The organism is Desulfomicrobium escambiense DSM 10707 (assembly GCF_000428825.1).
In the GTDB taxonomy this organism is placed as follows: Bacteria; Desulfobacterota; Desulfovibrionia; order Desulfovibrionales; family Desulfomicrobiaceae; genus Desulfomicrobium; species Desulfomicrobium escambiense.
The window spans coordinates 1-14,184 of record NZ_AUAR01000003.1; the positions used below are offsets into that span (position 1 = coordinate 1).

Below are 14,184 nucleotides of genomic sequence, written 5' to 3' on the forward strand. Positions count from 1 at the left end.
AGAAGTGGCCCCGGAAATTTGCACAAGCCTTTAGGTGGAAACTTTGCTAGCCCGGACACCTTCAAACGGAATTGATCAGGGAGCAGAGAATGACCAAGCGAACGAGACGGAAGCACTCAGCAGAATTCAAGGCCAAGGTAGCGTTAGCGGCGATGGCCGGGGACAAGACACTTGCCGAGTTGGCGCAACGTTTTGAGGTGCATCCGAATCAGATTACCGAATGGAAGCGGCAACTCAGCGAGCGGGCCGCCGCCGTCTTCGGCAAATCGGCTGAGAGTGAACCGGCGGTAGACTTGAAGATCCTGCATGCCAAGATCGGTCAACTGACACTGGAGAACGATTTTTTAGAAAGCGCACTCAGCAAGGTGGGATTGCTGAGCGCAAAGCGATGATCGACCGCGAGCACGAGGTTTCAATCAAGCGGCAGGCCGAACTGGTCGGGATAAGTCGCGGTACCGTGTATTATCAGCCTCGGCCGGTGAGCGCCGCCGACTTGGCGCTTATGCGCCGCATTGACGAGCTGCATCTTGAGCATCCGTTTATGGGTGCCCGGATGCTTCGGGATCAACTTAATCGCTCAGGCGCCGCTGTTGGGCGTAAGCATGTCGGCTCGTTGATGGCACGCATGGGGATTGCTGCGCTGTACCGGAAGCCCGGCACCAGCAAGAAGCATCCTGGGCACAAGATATATCCCTATTTGCTACGAGGGTTGCTCATTGAAAGAAGCAATCAGGTGTGGGCTCTGGATACGACCTACATCCCGATGGCCAAGGGTTTCGTGTATCTGACCTCGGTCGTGGATTGGGTCAGCCGAAAGGTCTTGGCGTCAAAGATAGCGATCACCCTGGAGGCTTGCCATGCGGTCGATGTGCTTCAGGAAGCCTTTCGCCGCTATGGCGCTCCGGAAATCGTGAACACGGATCAAGGCAGTCAGTTTACGGCGATCGAGTTTGTAACGGCTGTCAAGGACATGGGCTGCAAGCTGAGTATGGATGGCCGAGGAGCCTGGCGTGACAACGTTTTCGTTGAGCGCCTTTGGAAGTCGGTGAAGTACGAACGGGCATATCTGCACGCCTACGACACGGTGAGCGATGCCCGGAAGTCGATCATGGAATACATGGATTGGTACAATCAAAAGCGGCCGCATTCACGGTTGGGCAAGAAAACGCCTGACGAGACTTACGCCGAACGAATGTCGCCAGTGAGAATGGCAGTGTAAGAAGAGCGGAGATTCCACTTAAGAAACGGGCAAACGTGTTCAAACGAACTGAGCCACTTCTTCATGTTGTTTCTTATCGGGGCTCAGTTCGACGTGAGAATAGAGAAAAGCTTCTCGGGCAGACCAGCATGGTGCTGTGGTTCACAGGCCTATCTGGTTCGGGCAAATCCACCATAGCCCATGCTGTGGAAGAGAGATTGCACGCCATGAGCAAACTGACCTACGTTTTTGATGGAGACAACGTGCGACAAGGATTGTGCAGAGACTTAAACTTTTCTCCAAAGGACCGAACCGAAAATTTACGACGAATTTCTGAGATGATCAGACTTTTCCTGGATGCAGGCATTATCTGTCTGGCTGCATTCATTTCCCCCTTAAAAGCGGATCGGAAAAAGGCAAGAGACATGATAAACTGCGGGCGATTCTTTGAAATTTACGTCGATTGTCCGTTAGAAGTATGTGAACAACGTGATGTTAAAGGCCTATACAAGCTTGCTCGCTCTGGAAAAATCAAAAATTATACGGGTATATCATCGCCGTATGAAGTACCCGATCATCCAGACTTAATTCTTAACACGAATATCTATTCGCTTAATGAATGCGTGACCAAAGTTATGGATAGTTTTTTTACCCAGGAAATATTCGAAAAAAAATTGCGACAGATAATCGCATAATCACATAACACACTGTTTTTGCGATAGAATAGGAATAACTTGCAATGCGAATCTTGGTCACAGGCGGAGCCGGGTACATCGGGAGCCATACCTGCAAGGCACTGACTCATCAGGGGCATACCGTGATCGTCTATGACAACCTGTCCACTGGGCACAGGGAATTGGTCCGCTGGGGAGATTTTGTATTCGGCGACATCCTTGACACGCAACGTCTCCGCGCCTGCATCAGACAGTATCGAATCGAAGGCATCATCCACTTTGCTGCCAGCGCGTACGTTGGAGAGTCGGTGGTTGAGCCGGGCAAGTACTTTCGCAACAATGTTTGCGGAACACTCAGCATCCTTGATGCAATGCGGGACGAAGGCGTGCCATACATTGTGGTTTCGGGAACCTGTGCGGTCTACGGTTCACCGGACAATATGCCCATCATTGAAGACACTCCTGCCAATCCTATCAACCCTTACGGGGCAAGCAAACTGTTCATGGAAAGAATGCTTGCTGATTTCGAAAATGCACATGGCATCAGATGGATATCGCTGCGCTACTTCAACGCTGCAGGTTGTGATCCGGACGGGGAAACCGGGGAATGGCACGAACCGGAAACCCACCTGATTCCACGAGCGCTGATGGCGGCAATCGGTAAAATACCTGCACTGGAAATTTTTGGCGGTGACTATCCGACTCCTGATGGAACTTGTGTTCGGGACTATGTTCATGTGTCGGATTTGGCGGATGCACACTTACGGAGTATTGATTTCCTAAGCAAGGGTAAAAAGAGTCACATAATCAACCTCGGTGCCGAAAAAGGAACCTCTATCTACGAAGTAATATCTACCGTAAAAGAAGTGACTGGCGTATCAGTCCCTTACATCATATCTCCCAAAAGAACAGGAGATCCGCCTATACTTCAAGCAGACTCGACAAAAGCGAAAATAATTCTCGAGTGGAAACCGAAATACTCAAATTTAAACTTTAATATTAATTCATCTTTCTTGTGGATTAATAAATACAATAAATAATTACAAGAATTATTATGAATAATAATGAATTTGTACACACGATAATGGATAGATTTTATGAACATATACATAATTATGAGAAGAATAATTATGATGAATATCGCTATTCTTTTGACAAAATAGACAGATCTATTTTTTTTGATATGAATAAACATAGAAAATATTTTGACTACTTTATTAATAATCATTCTTTTTTTTACAAAACATACAATTTACTTTCTGACTTAGAATCGAAAAATCTATTTATACAATTAATTTTATTTCGATTACTTGGACATTTACATGTCCGAATAAAAAATGAGTACAATTCGATAGTTGAATCTGCCAACAGAAATGCACTCACTAAAATATCAAAACCATCGCAATTTACAAACATTGACAAATACGGCAATCTTTTTCATTTCCCAAACATTCAATACAACGGACACAATATTAGTCTAGACTGCAGACACGTAAATATTATATCTTCTTTTTTAAAAAAACAATATAGACTACATAGAAGCAGCATTACCGTGACACCTAATGCCGGAGACATAGTTTTAGATTGCGGCGGATGCTTCGGCGATACAGCAATAAGCTTCGCATGCGATGTCAAAAATAATGGAAAAATTTTAGTATTCGAACCATTGCCATCATATATAAATATTATAAAACATAATATATTACAAAATAATTTTTCGAATCGAATTAAAATATGTCCTTATGCAGTCGGCAGAAAAACACTCAATATCAACAGCACTTTTATTGAAGAAAACATTGAAATTTCACCAGGATTTTCAACTGTTGAAATGACGGATAAAGTGCCAATTATAAGCATTGATGATTTTGTAGAAAATGAACAAATCAAAAAAATCAATTTTATAAAAATGGATATTGAAGGATCTGAACTCGATGCACTTAAAGGAGCCCAGAAAACGATAACTCGGCACAAACCCAAACTTGCCATATCACTTTATCACAAAATCGAAGATTTTATAAAAATTCCAATTTATATATCACAGCAACACCCAAAATACAATTTCTACATCGATCACTATACAATACATGACGAAGAAACTGTACTTTATTGCATATAAACAATAATATTTTTCCATAAAGAAACACGAACTAATACACAAAAGAGCAGCACATGAGTGACGCCAAATTCATATCTGAAGAAAAAATTTATCTCACTAAGCCATTTTTACCTCCATTATCAGAATTCAACCAATATCTTAATGAAGTATGGCGCAGTAGATGCCTGACAAATCAGGGAAAATATCACAATGAATTCGAAGAAGCCCTGGCAAAATTTTTAAAAGTGCCCTATGTATGTTTATTCACAAATGGTACGCTAGCTTTAATTACAGCCCTACAGGTCTTACGCATTACAGGCGAAGTAATCACAACGCCATACAGTTTTGTCGCCACAACGCACTCATTATGGTGGAACAACATTAAACCAGTTTTTGTAGATATCGATCCTGTCTATTGCAACCTAAATCCTGACAAAGTTGAGTCTGCCATAACCCCTCAAACAACAGCTATTCTGCCAGTACACGTCTACGGAAACCCTTGCCAAGTAGACAAACTACAAGAAATTGCAGACACTTATGGATTACGCCTCATATATGACGCAGCACATGCTTTTGGCGTAACGATTAATGGGCATTCACTTCTGTCCTACGGGGACTTATCAATACTCAGTTTCCACGCAACCAAAGTGTTCAACACATTTGAAGGTGGAGCCATTATATGCCACGATGCACGGACGAAAAAACGCATTGACTACCTAAAAAATTTTGGTTTTGCGGGGGAAACGTCCGTTGTCGCCCCTGGCATTAACGCCAAGATGAATGAATTCCAAGCAGCACTCGGACTTTTGCAACTCAAATATTTCGAAAATAACAAGAATCTTCGTCTCATTATCGCCGAATCGTATCGTGAAAATCTCAAAGCAATTCCAGGAATTTCTTTTCTAGAGCCTGCAAAAAATGTAACCTGGAACAATGCTTACTTCCCGATATTTGTTGATGCAGAACAATTTGGCCACACCCGGGACGAGCTCTATAACCATCTCAAAATGTACAATTACATTTGTAGGCGATATTTTTATCCATTAATTTCAAACTTTAATTGCTACAAAGATCTTCAGAGCACGCAAAATTTACAAATTGCAAACATTAAATCGAGCCAAGTAATCTGCCTACCCATTTATCCAGATTTAAATCTTATACATGTAAATAATATTTGCAAAATTATAAAATCTTACAAAGAAGACTGATAAATGAATCTTAATTTTCAAAAAATTACTTTTTTTTTCCTCCTTGGCAATCCAAGATCTGGAACAAGCCTTTTGAGACTAATGCTTAACGCTAATAGCAACATCGTTGTACCTCCAGAATGCGGATTTTACCACTGGTTGAGCAAAAAATACCAAACTCTGGACTTTAGCAATAATTCATCATTTCTCAAAAGCTACCTAGAAGATTTGAAACAATCTAAAAAAATGGAAACATGGGATATCGACTTCAGTTATTTAATATACCTTATAAAAAAAACAAAACCCACCACATACGAACAAGTTAGCCTACTAGTATATTTAACATATGCAGCAAAATTTAATAAATTACCCAGAGTAATAGGAGATAAAAATAATTATTACACAAATCATATATGCGACCTAAATAAACTAAATAGCAATCCAAAATATATATACATAGTACGAGACTGTAGAGATGTTGTATGCTCATATAGAGCGCTTAATAAAATAGAAACAAAATCTATATATAAACCTGATTTACCTTATGACATTGAAACTGCTTGTATTTCATGGAATAAGAACAACACAAATATAATCAATTTTTTAAAAACAATACCAAAAAATCAATATCACGTTATTCGTTTCGAGGATCTTATACAACATACGGAAGAAATACTGAAAAAGGCATGCAATTTTCTTGAAACTGATTATGAAAACAAAATGATCGAATACTATATAGAAAATGCACAAAAAAACATAGAACCTGTCGAAACTCTAGACTGGAAAAAAGAAACACTGAGCAAACCAAATATTAACAAAATAGGCACATATAAGCATGAATTAACCGCGGAACAAATTAAAGCCATTGAGAAAGCGTCTGAAAAATTAATGCAAGAATTCGATTACTTGTAATCTCATTCCATTTGCCTGAAGCAATAACCCTTGATCGCCATTTACAGCGAATGAAAATGCCAGCAAAACAAACACCATTAGTTTCCGTAATAGTTCAAACGTTTCAGCATGAACTATATATCAAAGAATGCCTTGACAGCATATTAGCCCAAATCACGAATTTTACGTTCGAGATTATCATAGGAGAAGATGAATCATCTGATGGAACAAGAAAAATTTGTATAGAATATGCCACTCAATATCCGAGTATTATAAGACTATTTTTGCGATCACGAGAAAATGTCATATATATAGATGACGTACCTACAGGAAGACATAACTTAATTGAAAATATAAAAGCTACAAAAGGAAAATATATTGCCATATGCGAAGGAGATGACTACTGGACCGACAAAAATAAACTTCAAAAGCAAGTCAATTTTTTAGAAAAAAACTCTAACTTTAGCAGCTGTTGCCACGAAACAATAACTTTATTTGAAAACGGGAATACAGGAAAAATATACGGACAAGATATTCACAACATTATTACAGCCGAAAATACAATCAACACATCATCCCCATTTCACACATCATCTTTTATATTTAAAAAAGAATGTCTTCCTGATGCGATACCATCATGGATATACAAAGTATTTAGTGGAGACATGGCATTATTTTCTATCATTTCAAAACGCGGCCCTATTGGCAAAATTTCAGAAATAATGAGTGTTTATAGAAAACACAGCGCAGGACTAACAGAGTTAAAAAATCTAAAAGACAATTTTCATCAAAACAGAATTTTACTAATAAATTATTTAAACGAATATCACGATTTCAAGTATCAGCAAAAAGCATCTGATGTGATCGCATACCACAACAGACAAATAAATCATACCAACAACGATTTTTGTTTAGACAAAACTGATCAAAAAAAATCTATATTAAATATTTTTCATAACAATGCACATTTCGAGTTTAATAAAATTTCAACGCCACCAACAATGCTCAATCACTCTGAAATACAACTATTGTATTGGCTATCAAAAAATACGTATAGCTCCCGTGGCGCATTGGTTGAACTTGGGTCCTGGCTTGGAGGGTCAACAATAGCATTCGCCAAGGGACTTTGTGAAAATTCAAATGTAAATTTTAAAAAATTATATAGCTATGATAATTTTATTTGGACATCATGGTACGATAGATACAATCTTGATATAAAAAAATCTGTCGGAGAGAGTTTTCTCGATGTTTTTTTAGAGAATATTAAGCAATACCGCGAAATCATTGACGTCAAACATGGCGATGTATGCAAAATTGGCTGGAACGGCACTCCCATAGAATTAATTTTCATCGATATCATGAAAAGCCAAGACACAGCACGATGCGTAGCATACAATTTTTTCCCTAGCTTAATACCTGAAATTTCTATTATAGTTCATCAAGATTTCAAACATTTCCATGAATTCTGGATTCACCTTATGATGTACAGGCTACGAAGCCATTTCACACCAATTATAAATTTACAAAATGCACCCACTGTAGTTTTTAAATACATTAAATTACTAACAAATGCAGATATTGAGAATGCATGCGCGTTCAACACTTTTACTACCAAAGAAATTGATTTAGCATTTCAATATTCATTGAATATTTCCCATGGGAGCAATCAAATTTTTATTGATGAAATTAAGCAAGCTCATAATAATGCTTTAAAATTTTGCAAATGCATCACTAAAGAAAATTTACCTAAACATGCATCAAAACCAAATGAAATAATTCATATGAATGACAAATTTCTCGACATAAGTTTTTCAGCAGATTTTTGTGACCTTCATGTCATTCGCAAAGCGATTAAAGACAATCTTAACAAATCCATACCGTTATTTCACGGCACGCTACTCGACATCGGCTGCGGCCAAATGCCTTACAAAAACCATATCCTGAAGGCGAGCCCTAACATTAAGAGATACATCGGATTGGACTTTGCCCATGGCAAGTATGCAGACATCAAGCTACCCGACATAACCTGGGACGGCAAAACAATTCCTCTGGACAGCGCCAGTGTTGACTGCTGCCTTGCTACAGAAGTACTTGAGCACTGTCATCAACCAATGACTGTCCTCAAGGAAATCCGCCGCGTCCTTAAGCCAGACGGTGTATTCTTTTTCACCTCCCCTTTCATATGGCCACTACATGACACACCGCACGATCATTACCGATACACCCCATTCTCCTTGAAACTTCTTTTGAATGAAGCTGGTTTTGAAGATGTGCAAATCAATGCCATGGGAGGATGGGATGCTTCATTAGCGCAGATGATAGGACTGTGGCTAAAACGAGCCCCTATGACAGACGACATCCGGCAACAGATGAGCCAAAAACTTTTCCCTTTTTTTAAGCAACTTGTCGAACTCGACAACCACGCTTCGCAGCAACAACATGCTGACAATACCATTTCTCCAGGTTGGTCCGGAATAGCATACACCCCCCTCAAAACCGTCACTAATTCAACAGATATTATATCCGAACCGAGTCATCAAAAAATTTGCATCGTCAGGCATGAACATTTTGCATACTCCCAAACCTTCATCGAAGATCATATAGCATACATTTCTCAAAACACATCTGTGATTCATGGCGAATCATTTCCAATGTTCGACCAGAACAAAAAATGCATTCTCAGTCAAAAATACATTAAACCGACAACTGACTATCAATATAATGTCTCGAAGAAAATATACACAGATGCATTCCAATATTATTTAAATGACAATAAATTTGACGTTATTCTTTCCGAATTTGGCACAGTCGCAGCTAAAATTTACAAAGCCTGTGAAAAATCAGGAATTCCTTATGTTGTACATTTTCATGGGTATGACGCCACCGCTACACCAACGTTACAAGCTTATAAACATGAATATAGCGACATCTTTAAAAGTGCTGCCGCACTTATTGTCGTCTCCAAGGCTATGCGCGACAAACTAATATCGATAGGAGCGCCAATAAACAAAGTATTTCTCAATCCTTACGGGGTAGACGTTCAGAGAGATGATTTGGCGTCACCAGAAAGTTCAAAACCGATCTTTCTTGCCGTAGGAAGATTTGTAGAGAAAAAAGCCCCCCACATCACCATTCAAGCCTTTGAGAAAACAGCAAAATCAATCCCTAATTCCCGACTTGTCATGGTTGGCGACGGCCCACTTCTCAAGGCATGTCAAGAACTGGCCAAAAAACTAAACATACAAAATCAAGTTCAATTTGCTGGCGTCCAAACGCGGCGATCAGTCGCTAAATTACTACGTCTCAGCAGAGCTTTTTTACAGCACTCCGTAACTGCGGCCAACGGAGATACCGAAGGCCTGCCCTTGGCAATTCTCGAAGCCGGGGCGGCAGGATTACCTGTCATCAGTACGCGACACGCAGGCATACCCGATGCAGTCATTGAAGGCGAGAACGGCCTCCTCGTTGACGAGGGGGACGTGCAAAAAATGTCTGAAGCCATATTCCGACTGGCAATTAACCCCAATCTGGCCGGGTGGATGGGAAAAAACTACCACCGACGAGTTGTCGAGCACTTTTCAAGAGAAACATCCATTCAAGGCTTACGAACCATTCTGCGAAGCGCAGCAGACAGCAGGCACAACCCAACCTCAACACCGAACCACATCAGAAGCGACGTATCTGAACCTCCAACTACAAGACATTTTGCAGAATCATCGAACAATCTTCGTTACTGTCCAATATGCCAACAAACTTCTCAAGCATTTGTCGACTTCGGCAGACCTGTACGAAAAAACGCCATGTGCCCACAATGCGGATCACTGGAACGGCACCGTTTTATCTGGAAATACTTACAAGAAAAGACAAATTTATTTCAACAACCAGACACACAAACCCTTCATTTTGCACCAGAACCATGTCTTGAAATTAACTTTAGACGTCTGTTTGCAAATCAATATATAACTGCCGATCTTTATGACAAAAAAGCAGATATCCAAGCAGACATAACAGACATAAATTTTTCAAGTGAAAGTTTTTCTTTTATTTATTGCAGCCATGTACTTGAACATGTGCCAAATGACCGCAAAGCAATGCAGGAAATATATCGCATTTTAAAATTAAACGGACTAGCTGTTATTATGGTTCCAATTAAAGGAGAAATAACAGATGAAGATTTTTCAATTACCAATCCATCTGAGCGCCAAAAAAGATACGGACAAGAAGATCATGTCAGATATTACGGAATGGACATAGTCGACAGATTACGAGAAGCCGGTTTCAAGGTGGAGCATATTGAACCTCAGGACGTTTTCGCACACAAGGACATAGCGCATATGAGCCTCGGTGGAGAAAAACTTCTCTTATGTCGCAAATAATCAGCTCCGAATCCGGAACCACTTGCAAAACACTACAAATCAAACAAGCTTACTAAAATTTTCTTTGAAATTTACTTACAACAATTTTTTCCATTTGCATTTGTGCAAAAATGGCCAAATCATACTAAAAAACATATCAATAAATATTTTTATATAGGAAAAAAATAATGACTTCCTCAGACAACAAAGCTGACTCATATATTAATTTGGCCAAATATTATAAATCCATAGGCAATATAAAAAAATACGAACAGTATTCCGAACCAGCGCTCAAATCTGGCAAACAATTACCAGAAACTCATTCATTCACTCAAGACAGATCGGACCACAACTCAAACAACAACCTTCCTCATATTGAAGAAATTATTAAATTATATAACAATAAACAATATAAAATCCTCCTTAAACTCGCTTCAAGCAACCCAGCACACGAACTCCTCTCCTACATTGCGCCAAGCATCTATTTTGCCACCGAAAATCCCGAACAAGCAGAGCATTCCGCCACTCATATCAACGAAGAGGAAGAACGACTGATCAGGACAAAAACTGCACGCATCTGGCACAAGCTAAACAAACCATTGGATGGCGAACCACGGGTTCACCTCCTCATCCTTACTTACAACCGGGAAAAGTTTGTCAGCCAAGCTCTAACGCAACTCGCTCAAACAGAATACAAAAACTTCGCCGTATACATTGCTGACAATGGATCATCAGACGCAACGTGGGATGTGGCGACACAGGCAGTCGCTCACTTTCCTGACCATGTGCACGTCAGCATGGAACGCCTTCCCACAAACATCGGGAGACCCGCTGGACATAACTGGCTTCTTACAAAATATGACCACTCCTTAGCGGACTATATCGCAATTGGAGATGACGACTTGACCGAGGTGCCATCTGACTGGCTGACCAAGATGGTCCAAACCGCCAAAGCCTTCCCGAACTCTGCCGCAGTGGGAGGCAAGGCTCTTTATAGCCACAGACCAAACACTATACACGGATGCGCGCATAATATCATTGAGTTCTCATCTCGCCTCTCTGTAAGCAATGCATCAGATTTGATTGACTTTGGCCAATTCGATTACGTTGACAAGGTCGATCACGTAACCGGATGTTTACACATCTATGACCGCAAAATCTTATTTGATGAAGTTGGCTTATTCGACATTAGCCTTTCACCATGCCAATATGTAGATGTTGAACATCATTTGCGCGCCAGACTGAAAGGTTATGACATCATTTACAACGGGCTAATTTCATTTCGTCACATGAAAGCTATGGGTAAAGAATCTCAAATAAATAGAACTATGGCCGGAAATGCGATTGGCAACACAATCAAGGTACTATATAAACACGACAAATCACTCGTTCTCGACACGCTTACGCGTCTATCAGAACAACGGATTGCATGGCTCCACTCATAAAAACAGTCGAATTCACATATCAAACAACTCATGAACAGCAAAATTAGCATAGTAATTCCGACCTGGAACAACTCTAATCTTTTAAGACAATGCATTAAATCAATATTGAGCAATACCGTTAATAATAAATTCGAGATAATTGTTGTTGATAATGGATCAACAGACAACACCAAAAACAAAATCTCTGAATTTCAATCATTACATGAAATTCATTATATTTTCAGTAAAAAAAATCTTGGATTTGCCAAAGCATGCAATCTAGGTGCCTTACAAGCCAACAATAAATTCATATTTTTTTTGAATAACGACACTGAAGTTCTTCAAGGTTGGGATATTGAACTACTCAAGTGTTTGCGCGCAGACGATCGTATTGGAATAGCAGGAGGAAAGCTTATATACCCGGACAAAACAATACAACATGCTGGTATAGCTTTTGATCAGCAAACTGTATTCCATGTTTACAGACACTTTCACCCTATTCACCCAGGCGTAAACAAAAAAAGGGAATTTCAAGCTGTCACTGGAGCCTGCTTTCTGATCAGGAAAGAATTGTTTTTATCAGCGGGAATGTTTGATGAATCTTTTATCAACGGGTTTGAAGATCTTGATTTGTGCTTTCGGATAAGAAAGAATGGTTACAAAGTTTTTTATACCCCTGGATCCAACGTCATACATCACGAAAGCAAAACACCAGGAAGACACCTCCATCATCATGAAAATGCCGAATTGTTCAGCAAAAGGTGGAGACATGATGTCGTCAACGACATAAATCTCATTTACGCAAAAGACGGATTGTACCCCCTGGAGCCGGGAGAAAACATCCCGCAAGGGAATTGGCTCAAAGACACCAATCCAAACCCACTATGGAGCATGGCGCAATCCTTCCGCAAATCTGGCAAGACACGTGAATCCATTATAGCATTTAATGAAGCGTTACGGTTCAATCCATATGACTTACGCAAATTAAAGATTATTGAAGAAATTGGAGACTTACATCTTGATCAAAACAATTTACAAGCAGCAAAAAACTGCTTTTTAGCAATAACATCAGCCATACCTGTTCCAAGGCTTAGCAGTAAAATAAATAAAATAAACGAACTTCTCTCTAAAAATGTCGTTAATTAAATGCAATCCGCAGACCATTTTCTACATACACTGAGCAAAACTTCATCATAAGATTCCTGGGCCCATCGCTGAATGGCCATGAATTTCCTCAGCACTTCCTTGGAAGCCGCCTCCCGCCGCAATCCGTCGAGGGTATTGCGGCAATTGGCAAGCAGGGAGGCATCCCCCAACCTGCTGGCTACCCTGGCCAAATCCGTGACAACCTTTTCCGTCGAAAAGAAAGACTGCTGGAGCTGAAGCACATCCAGCGCGGCGCTCCACAATCTCTGTTTGAAAAAAAGCTCGACCAGACGCTCGTAACCTTCTTCCCATAACGGCTCAGCCTGTATTTCCCCCCACAGGCGCTCCATACCGAATCCTTTCGTTTCGGCTTCGGAGCGAACCCGAACAATGTTGGCCGTAAGTGTCGGGGTGAGTCTGAGTTCGTAGCCGTCCGCATGGGCGAAGCGGTGCATGTCCGGATGGAATGCACCTTGGCAGCGACGGGCCAGGACGTGCGCATTATGGCTTTCGGCATCGAAGCGACCCGGAGTCTGGCTGGTCAGATGGTAAATTCGGCTTTCGGACACGCAGCGGAGCTTCAGGCCCAACGCACGAATTTGCCAGCACAAATCCAAATCCTCATATCCGTTTCGGTACTCTTCCCAGAACCTTCCGGCTCTCCCGAAAACTTCCGCGGGGATCATGAGAGCCGCACCGGTGATGGCCTGCAGTTCCCGACGCACGGAGACCACCGGGTGCGTCGCGGGCAGGCAGTGATAGAGATGCGTGACGTGGTTGGTAGGGGTCAACGTCACGCCCAGATGCTGGATGCGGTCCCGGTCGGGATACAGAAGCAGCGGACCTGCCGCTCCGCAACTGGGCCAGGCATCGAAAGCGTCCAGAAGGGGCGCAAGCCAATCAGGAGTCACCAGGGTGTCGTTGTTGAGAAAAAACAGGAACTCGGCGTCGGCCCGATCCGCACCCAAATTGCAGCCGGGCCCGAAGTTGATGTTCTCCTCCAGGCGCACATGCTCGAACCGCGCACCGAACAATTCCCTTCCCAACGGCCCACACGCCTGCGCAGTCGCGTCCGTCGAACCGTTGTCGACCACAATGACCTGAACGTCCTCGCGCGGCGTGTGCTCGCACAGGCTGCGCAGGCATCCCGCCGTGAGGGCCCATTGATTGAAGACCGGTATGATGACCGCAACCGTGTAGCGTGGCATGCCTCC

10 protein-coding genes are annotated in these 14,184 nt (G+C 41.5%); 9 read left to right on the forward strand and 1 reads right to left on the reverse strand.

The window, feature by feature from the left end; genetic code table 11:
• The first annotated feature begins 89 nt into the window (after window positions 1-89).
• The 9 genes from G394_RS0103295 to G394_RS20585 all read left to right on the forward strand — a co-directional run bounded on the left by G394_RS0103295 (window position 90) and on the right by G394_RS20585 (window position 12,970).
• A protein-coding gene (locus tag G394_RS0103295) for an IS3 family transposase (RefSeq protein ID WP_156902399.1) occupies window positions 90-1,219 on the forward strand; the annotation gives its coding sequence in 2 pieces (ribosomal slippage) (window positions 90-336 and window positions 336-1,219; 1,131 coding nt in all).
• Window positions 1,220-1,254: 35 nt separating this feature from the next.
• Window positions 1,255-1,893 (forward strand): adenylyl-sulfate kinase, encoded by a 639-nt coding sequence (gene cysC, locus G394_RS19945; RefSeq protein WP_051306911.1) that lies wholly within the window; start codon window positions 1,255-1,257, stop codon window positions 1,891-1,893.
• 44 nt (window positions 1,894-1,937) lie between these two features.
• A complete protein-coding gene (galE, locus tag G394_RS19950; RefSeq protein ID WP_051306912.1) occupies window positions 1,938-2,912 on the forward strand; it encodes a UDP-glucose 4-epimerase GalE in 975 nt (324 codons plus the stop codon).
• Window positions 2,913-2,926: 14 nt separating this feature from the next.
• Complete coding sequence (locus G394_RS20550; RefSeq protein ID WP_084435270.1) at window positions 2,927-3,988, forward strand: FkbM family methyltransferase; 1,062 nt, start codon at window positions 2,927-2,929, stop codon at window positions 3,986-3,988.
• A gap of 53 nt (window positions 3,989-4,041) precedes the next feature.
• Window positions 4,042-5,175, forward strand: a complete 1,134-nt coding sequence (locus G394_RS17760; RefSeq protein WP_169725521.1) for a DegT/DnrJ/EryC1/StrS family aminotransferase — start codon at window positions 4,042-4,044, stop codon at window positions 5,173-5,175.
• A gap of 3 nt (window positions 5,176-5,178) precedes the next feature.
• A complete protein-coding gene (locus G394_RS20555) occupies window positions 5,179-6,066 on the forward strand; it encodes a sulfotransferase family protein (RefSeq protein WP_084435272.1) in 888 nt (295 codons plus the stop codon).
• A gap of 56 nt (window positions 6,067-6,122) precedes the next feature.
• Window positions 6,123-10,421 carry a glycosyltransferase gene (locus tag G394_RS21045; protein WP_169725522.1) on the forward strand — a complete coding sequence of 1,433 codons (4,299 nt, stop codon included), beginning with the start codon at window positions 6,123-6,125 and terminating at the stop codon, window positions 10,419-10,421.
• A 167-nt stretch (window positions 10,422-10,588) separates the two neighbouring features.
• Complete coding sequence (locus tag G394_RS20580; RefSeq protein ID WP_084435274.1) at window positions 10,589-11,845, forward strand: glycosyltransferase family 2 protein; 1,257 nt, start codon at window positions 10,589-10,591, stop codon at window positions 11,843-11,845.
• Window positions 11,846-11,875: 30 nt separating this feature from the next.
• The gene (locus G394_RS20585) at window positions 11,876-12,970 is read left to right on the forward strand and encodes a glycosyltransferase family 2 protein (protein WP_084435276.1); all 1,095 of its coding nucleotides are present in this window, start codon (window positions 11,876-11,878) and stop codon (window positions 12,968-12,970) included.
• On the opposite strand, the gene G394_RS17780 is transcribed toward G394_RS20585, so the two are convergent.
• Window positions 12,967-14,178, reverse strand: coding sequence for a glycosyltransferase family 2 protein (locus G394_RS17780; RefSeq protein WP_051306913.1), 1,212 nt, complete (start codon window positions 14,176-14,178; stop codon window positions 12,967-12,969). The genes G394_RS20585 and G394_RS17780 overlap by 4 nt on opposite strands.
• Window positions 14,179-14,184: the final 6 nt, after the last annotated feature.

Coding starts and splice junctions, on each gene's coding strand:
- galE (WP_051306912.1), top strand. CDS start 1,938: ATGCGAATCTTGGTCACAGGCGGAGCCGGGTACATCGGGAGCCATACC.
- G394_RS20550 (WP_084435270.1), top strand. CDS start 2,927: ATGAATAATAATGAATTTGTACACACGATAATGGATAGATTTTATGAA.
- G394_RS17760 (WP_169725521.1), top strand. CDS start 4,042: ATGAGTGACGCCAAATTCATATCTGAAGAAAAAATTTATCTCACTAAG.
- G394_RS20555 (WP_084435272.1), top strand. CDS start 5,179: ATGAATCTTAATTTTCAAAAAATTACTTTTTTTTTCCTCCTTGGCAAT.
- G394_RS21045 (WP_169725522.1), top strand. CDS start 6,123: ATGCCAGCAAAACAAACACCATTAGTTTCCGTAATAGTTCAAACGTTT.
- G394_RS20580 (WP_084435274.1), top strand. CDS start 10,589: ATGACTTCCTCAGACAACAAAGCTGACTCATATATTAATTTGGCCAAA.
- G394_RS20585 (WP_084435276.1), top strand. CDS start 11,876: ATGAACAGCAAAATTAGCATAGTAATTCCGACCTGGAACAACTCTAAT.
- G394_RS17780 (WP_051306913.1), bottom strand. CDS start 14,178: ATGCCACGCTACACGGTTGCGGTCATCATACCGGTCTTCAATCAATGG.